The 15,825-nt window shown below is 75.6% G+C and carries 16 protein-coding genes; 9 read left to right on the top strand and 7 right to left on the bottom strand.

All coding sequences use genetic code 11. The annotated features are described in order from the left end of the window. Window positions 1-23: 23 nt before the first annotated feature. The gene (locus tag ABT238_RS10200; protein ID WP_350567590.1) at window positions 24-617 is read right to left on the bottom strand and encodes a Uma2 family endonuclease; all 594 of its coding nucleotides are present in this window, start codon (window positions 615-617) and stop codon (window positions 24-26) included. Window positions 618-765: 148 nt separating this feature from the next. Between ABT238_RS10200 and ABT238_RS10205 the strand changes: the two genes are divergently transcribed. After that, on the top strand, window positions 766-1,461 hold the full coding sequence (locus tag ABT238_RS10205; protein ID WP_502884298.1) for an RraA family protein: 696 nt from the start codon (window positions 766-768) through the stop codon (window positions 1,459-1,461). 54 nt (window positions 1,462-1,515) lie between these two features. On the opposite strand, the gene ABT238_RS10210 is transcribed toward ABT238_RS10205, so the two are convergent. Next, window positions 1,516-2,793: a TerD family protein gene (locus ABT238_RS10210; RefSeq protein WP_350756528.1), complete on the bottom strand. Its 1,278-nt coding sequence runs from the start codon at window positions 2,791-2,793 to the stop codon at window positions 1,516-1,518. Window positions 2,794-2,979: 186 nt separating this feature from the next. Continuing rightward, window positions 2,980-4,344, bottom strand: coding sequence for a hypothetical protein (locus ABT238_RS10215; protein ID WP_350756436.1), 1,365 nt, complete (start codon window positions 4,342-4,344; stop codon window positions 2,980-2,982). A 518-nt stretch (window positions 4,345-4,862) separates the two neighbouring features. On the opposite strand from ABT238_RS10215, the gene ABT238_RS10220 reads away from it, so the two are divergent. Next, window positions 4,863-5,369, top strand: coding sequence for an SsgA family sporulation/cell division regulator (locus ABT238_RS10220; protein WP_350756438.1), 507 nt, complete (start codon window positions 4,863-4,865; stop codon window positions 5,367-5,369). A gap of 66 nt (window positions 5,370-5,435) precedes the next feature. Here the strand turns inward: ABT238_RS10220 and ABT238_RS10225 are convergent, their stop codons facing one another. The 3 genes from ABT238_RS10225 to ABT238_RS10235 all read right to left on the bottom strand — a co-directional run bounded on the left by ABT238_RS10225 (window position 5,436) and on the right by ABT238_RS10235 (window position 8,629). Next, a complete protein-coding gene (locus ABT238_RS10225; protein WP_350567595.1) occupies window positions 5,436-6,935 on the bottom strand; it encodes a GAF domain-containing protein in 1,500 nt (499 codons plus the stop codon). 165 nt (window positions 6,936-7,100) lie between these two features. Then, window positions 7,101-8,252 carry a M48 family metalloprotease gene (locus ABT238_RS10230; protein ID WP_350567598.1) on the bottom strand — a complete coding sequence of 384 codons (1,152 nt, stop codon included), beginning with the start codon at window positions 8,250-8,252 and terminating at the stop codon, window positions 7,101-7,103. Beyond that, window positions 8,249-8,629 (bottom strand): BlaI/MecI/CopY family transcriptional regulator, encoded by a 381-nt coding sequence (locus ABT238_RS10235; RefSeq protein WP_350567601.1) that lies wholly within the window; start codon window positions 8,627-8,629, stop codon window positions 8,249-8,251. Before ABT238_RS10235 ends, ABT238_RS10230 begins: the two co-directional genes overlap by 4 nt. A gap of 113 nt (window positions 8,630-8,742) precedes the next feature. Between ABT238_RS10235 and ABT238_RS10240 the strand changes: the two genes are divergently transcribed. From ABT238_RS10240 to ABT238_RS10265, 6 genes are all read left to right on the top strand, one after another. Continuing rightward, window positions 8,743-8,970 carry a hypothetical protein gene (locus ABT238_RS10240; RefSeq protein WP_350567603.1) on the top strand — a complete coding sequence of 76 codons (228 nt, stop codon included), beginning with the start codon at window positions 8,743-8,745 and terminating at the stop codon, window positions 8,968-8,970. Continuing rightward, window positions 8,970-9,638, top strand: coding sequence for a phosphatase PAP2 family protein (locus tag ABT238_RS10245; RefSeq protein ID WP_350756440.1), 669 nt, complete (start codon window positions 8,970-8,972; stop codon window positions 9,636-9,638). The genes ABT238_RS10240 and ABT238_RS10245 overlap by 1 nt, the downstream gene beginning before the upstream one ends. A 169-nt stretch (window positions 9,639-9,807) precedes the next feature. Then, a complete protein-coding gene (locus tag ABT238_RS10250) occupies window positions 9,808-10,320 on the top strand; it encodes a pyridoxamine 5'-phosphate oxidase family protein (protein WP_350567609.1) in 513 nt (170 codons plus the stop codon). Window positions 10,321-10,428: 108 nt separating this feature from the next. Beyond that, the gene (locus ABT238_RS10255) at window positions 10,429-11,550 is read left to right on the top strand and encodes a TIGR03364 family FAD-dependent oxidoreductase (RefSeq protein WP_350756442.1); all 1,122 of its coding nucleotides are present in this window, start codon (window positions 10,429-10,431) and stop codon (window positions 11,548-11,550) included. Window positions 11,551-11,584: 34 nt separating this feature from the next. After that, window positions 11,585-12,262, top strand: coding sequence for a phosphonatase-like hydrolase (locus tag ABT238_RS10260; protein ID WP_350567615.1), 678 nt, complete (start codon window positions 11,585-11,587; stop codon window positions 12,260-12,262). A gap of 129 nt (window positions 12,263-12,391) precedes the next feature. Further along, on the top strand, window positions 12,392-13,174 hold the full coding sequence (locus ABT238_RS10265) for an alpha/beta fold hydrolase (protein WP_350567618.1): 783 nt from the start codon (window positions 12,392-12,394) through the stop codon (window positions 13,172-13,174). A gap of 12 nt (window positions 13,175-13,186) precedes the next feature. Here ABT238_RS10265 and ABT238_RS10270 read toward each other — a convergent pair whose 3' ends face one another. After that, window positions 13,187-13,858, bottom strand: coding sequence for an HAD family hydrolase (locus ABT238_RS10270; protein WP_350567620.1), 672 nt, complete (start codon window positions 13,856-13,858; stop codon window positions 13,187-13,189). 496 nt (window positions 13,859-14,354) lie between these two features. On the opposite strand from ABT238_RS10270, the gene ABT238_RS10275 reads away from it, so the two are divergent. Then, window positions 14,355-15,782, top strand: a complete 1,428-nt coding sequence (locus ABT238_RS10275; protein WP_350567622.1) for a sulfatase family protein — start codon at window positions 14,355-14,357, stop codon at window positions 15,780-15,782. Window positions 15,783-15,825 lie beyond the last annotated feature (43 nt).

The following is a 15,825-nucleotide window of genomic DNA, read 5'->3' on the forward strand; positions in this document are numbered from 1 at the left end:
GCGGGCCGCCGTGCGTTCCGGTCCTAGAGGAAGGGCTTGGTGTCGAGCTCGAATTCGAACGGGGCGGGGAGGTGGAGTGGCTCACCGAAGGCGGCCAGGCGCACCTCGGTGTACTCGTCGCGCTTGGGGTTCGAGAAGAGGCTGACCTGCGATTTCTCCCGATCGATCAGCAGATACAGCGGGATCGCAGCGCGCGCGTAGCAGTGGCGCTTGGCGATCCGATCCTGGTCGGGCTTGGTGGACGTCACCTCCGCCACCATGGCCACACCGTTCGGTTCCATCCAGGACGGGGCGCCTCGGAAGAGGCGGAGATCCATGGGCGCGAATGTCGCGTCGGGGATGACGTGGTTCTTCGGGCAGAGCCCACCGCTGACCAACCGGAGGCCTTTGGTGCCCGCCACTTGCATCCGGACCTTGGAAAGACGGCTCGTCTGGTCGATGAGCAGCCCGACGTAGTCCTCGTGATCGCCGTCCGGCGGTGGTGCCACGCTGATCTCTCCCTCGATGAGCTCGGCCCGGAAGCCTTCGGGGGAGTGCAGGCTCAGGAAGCTCTCCAGCAGGATGTCCTCCTGCGACGGGGAGTCCGCGATCGGTTTCTCATGCGCCACAGCACTCATGATGCCCATCCTTCAGATGAACGTCACGCTAGTGCCGGGTTCGGCGGACTTATGCCGTGCGCGGTGGTTCTTCACCCGACGGTGTGAGGCGCTGGGCGGCGTAGGCTCGGTTCGCTGGTGAACTGGGCTTTCGGCGGTGGGAGTTGGCATGGTGGTGAAGCGGTTCGCGGAGTTGTCGACGCCGTTGGTGGCGGACGCGTGCGTGCGGGTGGGGGTGGCGCCGCGGGCGGCGCCGGCGGGGGTGCGGGCGGTGCTGGCGGGGAGCCGGGTCGCCGGGCGGGTGCTGCCGGTGCGGCACTACGGGAGCGTGGACGTGTTCCTGGAGGCGTACGGGGCGGCCGAGCCCGGGGACGTCGTGGTGATCGACAACGGCGGGCGGACCGACGAGGCGTGCGTCGGGGACCTCGCCGTGCTGGAGGCGCGGGCCGCGGGGGCCGCCGGGGTGGTGGTGTGGGGGCTGCACCGGGACACCCCGGAGCTGGTGGAGATCGGGCTGCCGGTGTTCAGCTACGGCAGCCTGCCGCTCGGTCCGCTGCGGCTGGACGGGCGGGAGCCGGAGGCGCTGGCCAGTGCCCGGTTCGGACCGCACCTGGTGGGCACCGGGGACGTGGTGTTCGCGGACGCGGACGGCGTGCTGTTCGTGCCCGGCGACCGGCTGGACGAGGTGCTGGAGGCGGCGGCCGGCATCGCCCGCACCGAGCGCGCGCAGGCGGAGCGGATCCGGGCGGGCGACACGCTGCGCCGGCAGACCGCCTTCGACGCGTACCTGGAGCGCCGCGCCGCCGACCCGGCGTACAGCTTCCGGCAGCACCTGCGGCAGGTCGGCGGGGCGATCGAGGAGTGAGCCGGGACGCCGGCGCCCCCCGACGGTGCGTCGGGGGGCGCCGGCGGGAGCGGGTCAGAGCATCGAGGCGGCCGGCTTGACCATGGCGCGGGCGGTCTTGGCGTCGACGTACTCGCCGATCGCGGTCATCACCCACTCGCCCGAGTACTGGCGGACCAGCTTGCACATCACCACGCCGGTGCGCGACTCGGAGTGGGTGAGGTCGAAGCGGACCAGCTCCTGGTTGGTGGCGGCGTCCACCAGGCGGCAGTAGGCGTTCTTGACCTCGGTGAACTTCTGGCCGGAGAAGGAGTTCACGACGAAGACCAGGCCGCAGACCTCGGCCGGCAGGCCGTCGAGGTGGACGGTGATCGACTCGTCGTCACCGCCGCCCTCGCCGGTCAGGTTGTCGCCGGAGTGGGCGATGGCGCCGTTGAAGATGCCCAGCTTCATGAACCAGGCGGTGTCCAGCTTCTCGCGCTTGGCGTCGAAGGCGAGGCAGGAGGCGTCGAGGTCGATGTTGCGGCCGCGTCCGGCGGGCTCCCAGCCCAGGCCCATCCGGACGGCGGACAGGAACGGCTTGCCGTTCTTCTCCAGCGAGACCGAGCCGCCCTTGGTGAGGCTGACCCGGCCCTTGTCCAGGGTGACCTTGGTGAAGGACGGGGCGGCGGCCGGCGGGGCCGGGGGAGCGGGCGGCATCGGGGGCGCGCTCTGCGGCATCGGCGGGGCGGAGGCCATCGCGACCCGGGGGTCGACCGGGGCGGCGGGCGCCGGCGGCGGGGTGACCGGGGCCGGGGTGACCGGGGCCGGGGGCGCGACGGGCGCCGCGGCGGGGACCGGGGCCGGGGCGGCGGCCGGCTGGTCGTCGACGCTGACGCCGAAGTCGGTGGCGATGCCGGCCAGGCCGTTGTCGTAGCCCTGGCCGACCGCGCGGACCTTCCAGGCGCCGTTGCGCTGGTAGACCTCGACCACGATCAGCGCGGTCTCCCGGCCGAGCGGCGGCGGGGTGAAGGTGACCAGCACCTCGCCGGTGGCGGCGTCCCGGACGGTCGCGGTCGGCTCGATGCCCGCGAAGGTGGCGCCGGCCTCGTCGGGGCTGGCGGTCACCACGATCTTGGTGATCCCGGCCGGGACGGCGGCGGTGTCGACGGTGATCGCGTCGGGCGTCCCGGGGGAGGCCGGGCGGTGGGTCACGCCGGGTCCGTTCGGGGCGTTGTAGAAGACGAAGTCGTCGTCCGAGCGGACCTTGCCGGCGTCGGTCAGCAGCAGGCCCGAGACATCCAGCGCCTTGGGTGCGGTGACCTCGACGGTCACCCGCGCGGCGGTCAGCGGGGCGTTTCCGCCCTGGGTCAGGACCGTGGACACGAACTCCTCCTGGAATGCGGTGGTGCGGCGCCTGCCCCTACGGTGGGGCGGCTGTGCCGGCTGGCGACCACAGTAACGAACGAGCCGGGCCGGATGCGCCCGAACCGGGCGCTGACCTGTCGCATTGTCGGCTTGTCGGACCGGGGTGGGGCTGTGCGGGACGCGGCGTGGCGGTCAGCCGGCCGGGGCGGTGGCGCGCGGTGCGGGTGCCGGTGCGGCTGTCGGTGCTGCCGCCGGTGCGGCGAAGGTGCCGAGGGCGGCGACGGCGCGCGGACGGCCGATGCCGAAGGCGCTCGCGCTCCAGGACTGGGGCGTGCGGTGGCCGGCGGTCGCCGGGCGGGCGGCCGCACCGGCGGGCGGGCGGGTGCCGCGCACGCTGAAGGTGTAGCGGCCGGGGCGGACGTCCGTGCCGGGCGGGGTGGTGAAGCGGTAGACCGCCGCGCCGTGGTCCTGGTGGGCGGTGACCACGGCGCCGGCGAGGTCCGTCCAGGCGGTTCCGGCGCCGGGGGCCGCCGTGCCGGGGGCGAGGCGGAACTCGGTCTGCAGCGCGGTGAGCGGTTCGGTGACGGTCAGCGCGAGGACGTGCCGGGTGCCGTCGCGGCCGAGCGACTGGACGACGGCCGCGCCGGCGAGCGCCTGGTCGTCGGCCTCGTCCGCGCCGCCGGCGGGCCGGCCGGCGCCGTCGCCCGACGGGTCGGCCTTCGCGTCGGCGTCGGCGGTGGTGCCGAGGGTGCCGCCGGTCCACTCGCGCGGCGACGGCGTGGGTGTGCCGGGGGCGCCCGGGGCGGGGACGAACGGCCGGGGCACGGACGGCGAGGGGGAGGGCGCGGGGGTGGAGGCGGACGGCGACGGGGAGGCCGCGGGCGGCGCCGCGTCCTCGGCGGGCCGGCGGGCGGTCTGGGCGCCGGTGTCGGCGGCGCCGCCGGTCGCGAGCTGCTCCTCGGCGGACTGCGGGCGGTTCGGCCGGCCGCCGGAGAGCGCCTGCGGGTCGCCGCCGGTGCCGGGCGGCTCCGCGGCGGGGCCGCCGGTGACGCCGTGTCGGGGCGCCGGGCCCTCGGCCAGCGGCACGGTGGGCGGGGAGCCGCCGGTGCGGGGCACGGCCGGGCTGGAGGAGCGCTGACCTGGCACGGCGTCGGGCGCGCGGGTGCCGGGCCCGGGCGTGGCCGGGCGGCGGCCCGCCGCCGCGTCGGGGCCGGTGGCCTCCGCGCCGGACGCGGTCCCGGTGCCGGAGGTCGTGCCGGTGCCGGTACCCGTGCCGGAGGCGGCGTCGGGGGAGCCGGCCGGGCTGGGCGGCGGACTGGAGCCGACCCGGGCGACCCCGGCCCGGCGGCCCACGCCCTGCTGCTCGTTGAGCAGGAAGGTGGTGGCGATGCTGATGCCGACGACGGTGGACATCGCCATCGCGGCGCCGGAGAACCGCAGGGTGGGCAGCCGCAGGCGGCCGCCGAACGGCCCGGGACGGCCGTGCCGGCCGTGGCGCGTGCGGTACCGGTCGTGCGCGTACGGCGCGTCCTGCCCGGTGTCGTCGGACAGAGTCACCTGACCCCTCCCTCCCCTGAAGTCGCCGTTTCGGTCGTCGCATTGTCCCACGTGCCGACGGCGGTGCCGGTGCCGCCGGACCGGGCGGACGGCCGCCGGAGTCCCCGGCGTGACCGGCGCGTTCGGTCCGGTCCCGTCGGATCCGGTCGGAAACGGTCCGAGGTGGTACCGGCTGGTCCGGTCCGGTCGGAAACGTCGTCCGCGGTTCGTTCGGGCACGGTCCGGCCGGGTGGTTGCGGGGGCGCGCGTGCGGAGTCCGACCGGACGCGCGCGCGGGCGTGCGCCGGCAGGGGGACGAGCCTAGCAGCGGGCCCCGGGGCGGAGGCCAGTGCTCGGACGGAATTGATCCAATCCGTGGACAACCCTTTGACCAGCGGAAGTTGACGGTCCGTCTGACAAGACCGGTAAGGGATCCGGGGGCGCCGCGGGGGTTATTGCAACCTCTTTGCAACCCTTGCCCGACCCGCGCGCGGCGGAGCACGCTGGTGGACATTCCACGCCGTCCCGGAGAGACCGTCATGCCGCCCGACCCGCTGCCAGCACCCTCCAGTGCCCCCCTCGCCGCTACCCCCACGGGCGGCGATGAGGCAGGCTCCACCGCCGCTCCGGCGGCGGTGGAGGAGGTGCTGACCCTGCGGATCTCGCTGGGCGAGGAGGTGGTCGGAGAGGTCCGTACGCGGTTCCGGTTCGACTCCGCGCGCCCGTACGAGGTGCTGCTGACGTTCCACCTGGGGCGGCCGGACGAGGCCGACTGGGTGTTCTCGCGCGAACTGCTGCGCGACGGCCTCCGCTCGTTGAGCGGCCAGGGCGACGTCAAGCTGTGGCCGGCGTACTGCCCGTGCCACGGCTCGACGTTGCACCTGGCGCTCGAGTCGCCGCACGGCGGTGCCCTGCTGGAGGCGCCCAGGCCGAAGGTCCAGGACTGGCTGGACCGGACGTACGCACTGGTGTCGGAGTCGGCCGAGCGGGCCCACGGGCCGACCGACGCCCAGCTGACCGAACTGCTCGGCGGCGGCGGGCGCTGAGCCGGACGCCGGATGCCGTCCGCCGGACGCCGGATGCCGTCCGCCGGGCGGGGTTCGAAGGCGGTCCTAAGGGGGCGGCAGCGGGACGCGGCCGGTCCGGGAGCGCGGCGGCACCGACCCGTCGGCCGGGGGTCGCGGGCCGGGTAACGGCGGAGTGCCGGGCAGCCGGACCGTCCCGCCGACCAGCCCCGCGCGCAGCCTGCGCACGGCCGGCGCCGAGGAGGTCGGCAGCAGGTCGTACGGGTCCTCCGGGCCGAGCACGGTGACCAGCAGCGACTCGGCGAAACGATACGGCCGGTGGGCCAGCAGGCCGCCCAGGTAGCGGCGCAGCCGGGACAGCTCGGCCCGCACCGTCACCGTCCGGGCCGGGTCCCCGAACAGCGCGTCGGCCAGCTGCGCCGCGCTGAGGCCGTTGCGCTCGGTGGCGAGCAGCAGCAGCAGTTCCGCGTGGCGCGGGCTGAGCGCGTGCGACCAGCTGCCGGCCGCGCCGTGCACCGACAGTTCGGGGCCGCCCGCGCGGCGCAGGTCCAGCCGGAGCCCGGCCCCCTCGGCCTGTTCGGCGAGCAGCCCGGCGCCGGGGCCGCCCGCGGTGTCCCCGGACGGGGCGGACGGGGCGGTGTCCTGCGGGCGGACCGGCCGCACCAGCCAGCCGTCGGCGAGCGGCTCGATCACGCACTCGCCCAGGCTGGGCAGCCAGTGCACGGCGGCCGAGCCCCAGCCCTCGGCGGGCAGCCGCAGCCGGGCCGGCGGCGGCAGTCCCGCCGCGGCCGCCGTCCAGCCGGCCGCGTCGACGACCAGGGCGGGGCCGTTCACCCGGGCCAGCATCGGGGCGGCCAGGGTGCGCAGGTGGTGCAGGGACTCCAGGCGGCGGGCGCGCAGCTCGGTCTCGGCGAGCTTGGCGGCGGTGGCGGTCAGCTGGAGCAGGTAGGGGCGCACCGAGTGGGCCGGGCCGCTGAGGTTGATCGCGCCGATCAGCCGGCCGGTGCCGGGGTCGTGCACGGGGGCGGCGACGCAGGTCCAGGAGTGGTGGCTGCGCAGGTAGTGCTCGGCGGAGTGGACGTGCATCGGGCGCTGGGCGCGCAGCGCGGCGGCTATGCCGTTGGTGCCGACGCGCTCCTCCACCCAGCGGGCGCCGGTGAGGAAACCGATCCGCTCGGCGCTGCGGCGCAGGCCGCGTTCGCCCTCCTGCCAGAGGATGTGGCCGTCGGAGTCGGTGATCGCGAGGATCAGCGGGGGCTGGTCGGTCTGCTCGACCAGGGTGTCGCGCAGGATGGGCAGCAGCGGGTCGAGGCCGCTGGCCTGCCGGCGGTGCTCGATCTCGGCGGGGCCGAGGTGGACGGTGGTGGCGCCGGCGTCCGGGTCGAGGCCGATGCGGCGCAACCGCTCCCAGGAGTCGCCGATCTCGGGGCGGGGCTGGAGGAAGGGCGGGTCGTCGGGGGCGGTGTCCCGGTTGGCGCTGCGGGCGGCGGCCTCGGCGAGGGCGCGCTCGTGGATCCTGGCCAGTTCGGCCGCGCTCTGCGGAGTACGGCGTTCGGGTCGTCGGGTCTGCCGTCCGGGCTGCCGCACTCGTGTCGCTCCTCGCCGCCGTTCGAGGGCGCGCCGGGGCCGACGCGCTGACGAAAGCGTACGGGCGCCGTCGGTTCCTGGGGATGGGGTCTGCCAACTCGGAATACCAGACGGTACGAGAGTGGCCGCGCCGACGATTCGGGGCCGGCCGGGCCGGCGCCGGGGTCAGCGGGCGGGCGGTTGCCGCTGGGCGGTCTCGACGGTGCGGTGGAGGTCGGCGGTGGCATCGAGGCTGGTCACGGCGGTGAGGGCGAGGCAGGCGGTGAGGGCCAGGGCGGCGATCCGGTGGGTGGTGGCCGGTCCGGCCGGGCGCGGGTGGAGCAGGGCGGCGACCCGGCGGGGGACCGGTCCGCCGTGGGCCGCCGGGGCGTGCCGGGGGCGGCCCGGCCAGGGGGAGCGCCCGGCGGCGAGGGCGGCCCGGCCCACCGCGCGGGCGGTCACCGCGCGGTCGCCGACCCGGGCGGCGGCGGCCTCGTCGGCCCAGCGTTCGAGGTGGTAGCCGAGCGGCGCGCGCAGGGCCCGCAAGGCCGGGTGGACGACGGCCGCGTGGGCGGCGAGGGCGAGGAAGAGGTGGTGGCGGGCGGTCAGATGGGTGCGTTCGTGGGCGAGCAGCGCCGCGCGTTCGCGGGCGTCCAGGGCGCGGAGCATGCCGGTGGTGACCACGATCCGGCCCGGTTCGGCGGGCCGGCCGGGGCGGCGGGGACGGCCGGGCAGGGCGAAGGCGTCGGCGTGTTCGTCCGGCAGGACGGCGAGTTCGGGGGCGGGCGGGGTGGTGAGCAGCTGCCTGGCGCGCTGGGCCAGCGGGGTGCGCGCCCGGCGCATGGGTGCGCGCGGGGGGCGCGTGTCCGGATGCTGGTCGTACGGGCCGCCTGATGGACGGTGCGGGCGGGCCGCGGTCCCGGTGGCGGCCTCGGCGACGGTTCCGCCGGTGGTTCCGTCGGCGGTGCGGGCGGCGGCGGCCTCGACGGCGGCGCGGGCGGCGCCCAGGTCGCGCCGGTGGCGGCGCGCGGTGCGCAGCGCGAGCGCCCCGAGGACGGCGAGCGCCAGGGCGGCCGGCCCGGCCGCCGCCGGGGTGCCGGGCGTTCCGGCGGCGAGCCAGTGCGGGGAGAGGTGGCCGAGGGCGGCGACGGGCGGCAGCCGGAGCAGTCCGGCCGCGGTGAGCAGGCCCAGCGAGCAGAGCGTGCCGCCCGCGAGCACGGCCGCCGTCGCGGCCAGGGTCCGGGCGGCGGCGCGCGGCGGCAGCGCCTCGGCGAGCCGGCGGGCGGGCAGGACGGCGAGGAAGGGCAGCAGCAGCGGGGCCCAGACCGCGACGATCACCGGGCGGCGCCCTCGTCGCCGAGCAGGTCGCGCAGCAGGCGCTCGTCCTCCGCCGAGAGGTCGGAGACGAACCGGGCGAGCACGGTCGAGCGGTCGGTCTCCCGGCCGAGTTCGGCGTGCATCCGGCGGGCGGCGAGACCGGCGGGGTCGGCGACCGCCGGGGTGTAGGCGTAGCCGCGTCCGGCGCGGGTGCGGCGCACCGTCCCCTTGTCGTGCAGCCGGGCGAGGATCGTCGCGACCGTGGTCCGGGCCAGGCCGGTGCCGAGGGCGCCCTGGATGTCCTGCGGCGTCAGCGGCCGGTCCGCGGCCCAGAGGGCGGCGAGCACCTCGGCCTCCAGTTCCCCGGCGGGCCGGCGGGCCGGCGGTACGTCGGACATGGCGGGGTTTCCTCCAGATGTCGTCTACAGTCATGTAGACCGTCTACGCGATTGTAGACAGTCGGGCGCGCCCCTGCGGTGCCGCCCACCAACGTACGGGAGGTCCGTCGGTCATGGTCCGGTCGTTCGCCGCTCCGGCGCCCGCCGCCCCGGGGGTGCTCGGCGCGCTCGGTGCGCTCGCCGGGGCCGTCCTCGGTCCGTTCGTGAACGGTTTCGTGAACGGTATCGACGGTTATCCGCCGACTGTCGCCGGTCTGGTAGTAGTTGTCTCCATGCTCCCGATTGTTCTCGAAGTGTTCCGCTCCCGGCGGGCCCGCCGTCACGGCGGTGACGGCCGGTGATGACGCCCCACGAGCTGGCCGTGTACGACGGCAGCGGCATCGACGGCGGCCTGTACCGCCTGGTGGTCGGCTGGGCGGAGGCCGCGCCGCACTGGTTCAACCGGCTGGTCGAGCTGTGGACCCTGCTGGGCCTCGGCGTGTTCGCGCTGCTGATGCTGGCCGCCTGGTGGCGGGCGCGCGGCGCCGGTCCGGCGGTGATGGCCCGGGTGCTGGCCTCGCCGCTGGTGGTGCTCGTCGCCTACGCGGTGAACTCCGGGATCAAGGGGCTGGTGGAGGAGGTCCGGCCGTGCGCGCAGTTGCGGGTGCACGACACCCTGGAGGCCTGCCCGGGCCCGGGTGACTGGTCCTTCCCGAGCAACCACACGGTGATCGCCGTCGCGGCCGCCGCCGCGCTCTGGTTCGCCGACCGGCGGATCGGCGCGGTCGCCGCGGTGGCCGCCGTGCTGATGGGCGCCTCCCGGGTCTGGGTCGGGGTGCACTACCCGCACGACGTGCTGGCCGGCGCGCTGGTCGGCCTCGCGGTGGCCGTCCCGCTCGCGCTGGCGGCCGGTGCGGCCGGGCCGCTGGTGGACCGGGCGCGCACCGGTCCGCTGCGACCGCTGCTCGGTGCCGGTCCGCAGTCGGTGGCGGCGCCGGCCGGCCGGCCGGTCGGTGCCGGGCGGGACTGACCGGCCCGAGGGCGGGCAGGTCGGACGCCGTCCCGAACCCTTGTGCGTCCGGGGCGGCGGGGAGAGCATGTGAGCCGGGCGCGGCCGCCCCCGAGGGGAGTACCCGCCCGGCTCAGTCGTGCCAGGGCGCTGCGCGCGCCGGGCGTGCCAGTGGAGGGAAGTGCTGTCCATGCCGTACCGACTCGACATCACCCAGGGGGACTGGCCGGCCGAGGAGCTCGGCAAGGGCGTCGAGGGGCTGCTGGCCGAGGCGATGGTGCTCACCCTCGCGACCGCCGGCCACGAGCGCGGCCCGCACGCCAACCTCGCCTTCTTCGCGTACGACGACGACCTCGTCCTCTACTTCGTCAGCGAGCGCGCCACCCGGCACAGCCACCACCTGGCCGAGGAGGCCCGGGCGGCGGCCACGGTGTTCCTGCCGCCGCCGGCCTTCGGCGAGCAGCTGCGCGGCCTGCAGCTGACCGGCGGCGCGGGCGAGGCCTGGGGGCGCCAGGCGGAGGCGGCGCTGGCCGCCTACCAGGGGCGCTACCCCGCCTTCGCGCAGGACGCGGAGGTCCGCGAGCAGTTCCTGACCGGCGGCGGGGCGGCGGCGCTGTACCGCTTCCAGGTGGAGGAGCTGACGGCGGTGGACGAGCCGAGGTTCGGTCGGCGGCACTATCTGCGGGCGTCGGTGCGGCGCTGACCCGGCGGCCGGCCGGCTACCAGGTTGTCTGTACAACTTATCGGCCGGTTCATCTGCGGTCCGCCGGTCGGTCTCCCCTCGGACACCTGGCCGCACCAGTCTGGCCGCATGAGAGTCATCGTCGTAGGAGCAGGCGTGCTCGGCACCATGCACGCCTGGCAGGCCGTCGAGCGCGGCCACGAGGTCGTCCACCTGGAGCGCGAGGCCGAGGCGCGCGGCGCCTCGGTGCGCAACTTCGGGCTGGTCTGGGTCAGCGGCCGGGCCCGGGGCGAGGAGCTGGACACCGCGGTGCGGGCCCGCGAACTGTGGGAGCGGATCGGCGGACAGGTGCCCGACCTCGGCTTCCGCGCCAACGGATCGCTCACCGCGATCCGCACCGAGGCGGAACTCGCGGTCGCCGAACAGGCGCTGACCCTGCCCGACGCCGCGCTGCGCGGCTACCGGCTGCTCGACCCGGAGCGGACCCGGGCCGCCAACCCCGCCCTGCGCGGCACGCTGCTCGGTGCCCTGCACTGCGAGCGGGACGCCGCCGTCGAGCCGCGCACCGCCCAGCCCGCGCTGCGCGCCGCCCTGGCCGCCACCGGCCGCTACACCTTCCTGCCCGGCCGCGAGGTCCGCGACGTCATCGGCGAGAACGCCGTCCGCGACGACCACGGCGACGTGCACACCGGCGACCTCGTGGTGCTGTGCACCGGCGCCTGGCTGGGCGGCCTGGTCCGCGAGCTGGCGCCCGCACTCCCGGTGCGCAAGGTGCGGCTGCAGATGATGCAGACCGACCCGCTGGACGAGCCGCTGACCACCTCGGTCGCCGACGGCGACTCCTTCCGCTACTACCCGGCCTTCGCCGGTACCGCCCTGGACCGCCTGCGCGAGGTCCAGCCGCAGCCGCCGGTGGCCGCCGGGCACAGGATGCAGCTGCTGATGGTCCAGCGCCGCGACGGCGGCCTCACCATCGGCGACACCCACGAGTACGACCAGCCCTTCGGCTTCGACGTCGTCGAGGACCCGTACGACCACCTGGTGGGCGTGGCCGAGGAACTGCTCGGCCGTCCGCTGCCGCGGGTGCGCCGCCGCTGGGCCGGGGTGTACGCGCAGTGCGTCGACAGCACCCGGGTCGTCCACCGCGAGCGGGTGCGCGACGGCGTCTGGCTGGTCACCGGCCCCGGCGGCCGCGGCATGACCTGCTCGCCCGCCATCGCCGAGACCACGGCCGACCTGGCCAACCTGTAAGTCCGTCCGAGCCCGTCGAAGGAATCGAAACATCATGCCGTACGACATCCGCCTGGTCGTCCTGGACATGGCCGGCACCACCGTGGCCGACGACGGCCTGGTCGAGCGCGCCTTCCAGGCCGCCGCCGGCTCGCTCGGCGTCGAGGCCGGCAGCCCCGAGCACGCCCGGATGCTGGAGCACGTCCGCGCCACCATGGGCGAGTCCAAGATCTCCGTCTTCCGCCACCTGTTCGGCGAGGAGGAGAAGGCCCAGCGGGCCAACACCGCCTTCGAGGCCGCCTACCACGACCTCGTCGACGCCGGCCACTGCGAGGCGCTGCCCGGCGCGGCCGAGGCGATCGCCGAACTCCGCGGCCAGGGCCGCAAGGTGGTCCTCACCACCGGCTTCTCCCGGGCCACCCAGGACCGCATCCTCACCGCCCTCGGCTGGGAGTCGATCGCCGACCTCACGCTCTGCCCCGCCGAGGCGGGCCGCGGCCGCCCGTACCCCGACCTCGCGCTCACCGCGCTGCTGCGCACCGGGACCGACGCGGTGAGCCGGATCGCGGTGGCCGGTGACACCGGCTACGACATGCTGACCGGCTCGCGGGCCGGGGCCTCCGTCGTCGCCGGCGTCCTCACCGGCGCCCACGGCGAGGAGCGGCTGCGGGCGGACGGGGCGACGCACGTGCTGGCGTCCGTCGCCGAGCTGCCCGCGCTGCTCGCGGGCTGAGCCCGACGCGCGGCGGCGGGGCGGGGTCGGGGGCCCGCTCCGCCCCCGCGCGGGTGTCACCGTCGCGGGGGCGGCGGTAGCGCGGGGCCGTGGGCTTGTGCCGTGGCCCGGGGCCGTCAGACTGGGGGCATGGAGACCATGGTGGCCGTGGCGGGCGGCGAGCTCTGGGCGGAGGACACCGGCGGGGACGGGCTGCCGCTGGTCCTGGTCCATCCGGGGGTCGGGGACTCCACGATCTGGGACCCGGTCCTGCCCGCGCTCACCGCGCGGCACCGGGTGATCCGCTACGACTGCCGCGGCTACGGCCGCTCGCCCGCGCCCACCGTCCCGTACTCCCAGCTCCGGGACCTGGTGGCCGTCCTCGACCACTTCGGGACGGAACGGGCGGTGCTGGTGGGCAACAGCAACGGCGGGGCCGCCTCGATCGACCTGGCCCTGACGGCCCCGGAGCGGGTCGCGGGCCTGGTCCTGCTCGTCCCCGCGGTGAGCGGCCACGACCTCACCGGCGCCGAGCTGTCCCGGCAGATGGGCCGGCTGGCCGAGGCCGGCGACCTGGAGGGCATCGTCCGGCTCGGACTGGGCCTGTGGGGGAAGGCCGGCGGCGGCACCCCCGAGGCCGACCCGGTCGGCGCCGCGCACATGAGGGCCGTGCTGCCGGCCTGGTTCGCCAACATCGGCTACCTGCGGAGCGAACCGGCCGCCTTCGACCGGCTGGGCGGGATCACCGCGCCCACCGTGCTGGCCCTGGGGGAGCTGGACCGGCCGGTGGTCGTGGAGTTCAACGAGCGGATGGCGGCCCGGATCCCCGGCTGCCGGCTGGTGCGGCTCACCGCCTCCGACCACTACCCGACCCTGCGCGAACCGGAGGCCGTCACCCGGCTGGTCGAGGAGCTGTACGACGGCGTGGCGTGAGCCGCGGGCGGTTCAGCGGGCGGCTCCGTGCGCCGCGAGCAGGGCCGGGAGTTCGCGCATGTCCTCGAAGACGACGGTGCCCGGGCCGGTGAGGCGGGCGGCGGGGGTCAGGCCCCCGGCGTAGCCGAACGCGCGCATGCCCGCGGCGCGCGCGGCCTGCACGCCGGGCGCGCTGTCCTCGACGACGGCGCAGGCGGCCGGCGGCACGCCCATCCGGCGGGCGGCGTGCAGGAAGAGGTCGGGCGCGGGCTTGCCGCGGGCGACCTCGGTGGCACTGAAGATGCGTCCGGCGAAGCGGTCGAACAGGCCGGTGCGGCCCAGGGTGTGCGCCATCTTCTCGTGCGAGCCGCTGGAGGCGACGCAGGTCGGCAGGGCGATCGCGGCGAGCGCCTCGGGCAGGCCGTCCACGGGCTCCAGGCCCGCGTCCACCTCCTCGGCGTGGCGCCGCACGAACTCCGCCCACCACCGCTCGGCGGTCTCCCGGCCGAGCCGGGCGGCGATCTGCTCGTCGATCGACGCCATCGAACGGCCGATGAAGCGCTCCACCACCTCCTCCTCGGTCAGCGGCCAGCCGAGTTCGGCGCCCAGCGCGGTCTGGACGCGGGCCGCGATCCGCTCGCTGTCCACCAGGACGCCGTCGCAGTCGAAGATGACGAGCCGTATCGGTTCGGTCGAAGTGATCACGGCCGAAGGATAGGCGCGGCGCCCGGTTGTTGACGAGGGGAAACCTGCGGCCGGAAATCCGAAACGGTGCGGAAACAAAAGCGCCCGGGTATTGCCAGTGTTCGCCGGGAACTTCTACAGTCGCTCGCATGGCAGCTGGAGAGTTCCTGGCTGCTCGCCGGCACGTCGATTTCGGACGGCTCGCGAGCGCGCTCTGTACGGCCGTTCCGGCGTGAACCGGCGGCGGTCCCCGGACGGGTGGACGGGGCCTGCCGCAGCGCGTCGGACCTCCTCGGGGTGACTCGCACCCGCACTGTTCGTGCAGGTCGGTGAGGTGCCCCGGTTCCTTCACAGCGGAACCCCGGTGAGTCGCCGTGCCCGTGAATGCTGTCCGGGGTGCGGGCGCGGACGTCGTGCGGACCGGTGGGCCGCTTTCCCCGTGAATGATTCCGGCGCCGCCCGCGGGATTTCCCCGCGAGGCCGCCCGTGGAATCACCGAAAAGCATGGAGGGAATTCATGAGCGAGATCGACGATTCGGAAACGAACGGTTCGCCCCGGGTCGGCCGGCGCGGCTTCCTGGCCGGCGCCGCGGCCGTGGCCGCCACCGCCGCGGCCCCGGCGGCGCTCCAGCTCGCGGCCGCGAGCCCGGCCGCCGCGGCCGGGGCCACCCGGCCCAACATCCTGCTGATCGTCACCGACGACCAGCCCAAGCACACCGAGTGGGCCACCCCGCAGATCGTGGACTGGATCGCCGGCCACGGCGTCCGCTTCACCGACGGCCACGTCACCACGCCGCTCTGCGCGCCCTCGCGGTCCTCGGTGTTCTCCGGCCGCTACGCCCACAACCACGGCGTGCGCAACAACGGCGCCTCGCACAGCCTGGACCAGCACACCACCGTCCAGCGCTACCTCAAGCAGGCCGGCTACCGCACCGGGCTGTTCGGCAAGTACCTCAACTCCTGGACCCTGGCGGACAACCCGCCGCACTTCGAGGAGTGGGCGCTGCTCCAGCCCGCGTACAACAACGCCAACTGGAACATCAACGGCGATGTCCAGACCCTCACCGGCTACACCACCAACATCATCAAGAACCGCACCCTGGCGTTCCTCGACAAGGCCGCCACCGACTCCCGCCCCTGGTTCGCCTACGTCACCCCGTACGCCTCGCACGAGCCCAACGTCCCCGCCGCCAAGTACGCCGACACCGTCGTCCCGCCGTGGAACGGGCGCCCTTCGGTGCCCGAGGCCGACCGCAGCGACAAGCCCGGCTACATCCAGAACGCCACCGCCACGCTCGCCGACGCCCAGGCGCTGCGCACCCGCCAGCTGCGCACCCTGCTCTCCGTGGACGACGCGGTGCAGGCGATCCACGACAAGCTGGTGGCGCTCGGCCAGCTGGACAACACCCTGGTCATCTACCTCGGTGACAACGGCTACACCTGGGCCGACCACGGCTGGCTCAAGAAGTCCGTGCCCTACTCCCCGGCGCACGAGGTGCCGTTCTACCTCTCCTGGCCGGCCGGCGGCCTCGGCGCGGGAACCACCGACCACCGGATCGTCGCCAACATCGACGTCGCCCCGACCATCCTGGACGCCGCCGGCATCACCCCCGACACCCCGCAGGACGGCCACTCGCTGCTCACCCCCTACAGCCGGAACCACCTGCTGGTGGAGTGGTGGAAGCAGGGCACGGCGGCGGGCGGCCCGCCCACCTGGTCCTCCTACGTGGCCGCCGACAAGCAGTACACCGAGTACTACGCGCTGCACACCGACGCCAACGGCACGGTGTCCGGCACCGGCGAGGTGAAGTTCCGCGAGTACTACGACCTGGCGGGCGACCCCTACCAGCTGAGCAACCTGCTGTACCAGGCCACGCCGCAGCAGGAACAGGCGCTCGGCATTCCGGCGTTGGCGGCGCAGCTGGCCGCCGACCGGGCCGCCTGACCCTTCCCCCGACGGTCCGGGGGTGGCGGCCGGCCGCCACCCC

This window comes from Kitasatospora sp. NPDC001527, from assembly GCF_040298605.1.
Classification (GTDB): Bacteria; Actinomycetota; Actinomycetes; order Streptomycetales; family Streptomycetaceae; genus Kitasatospora.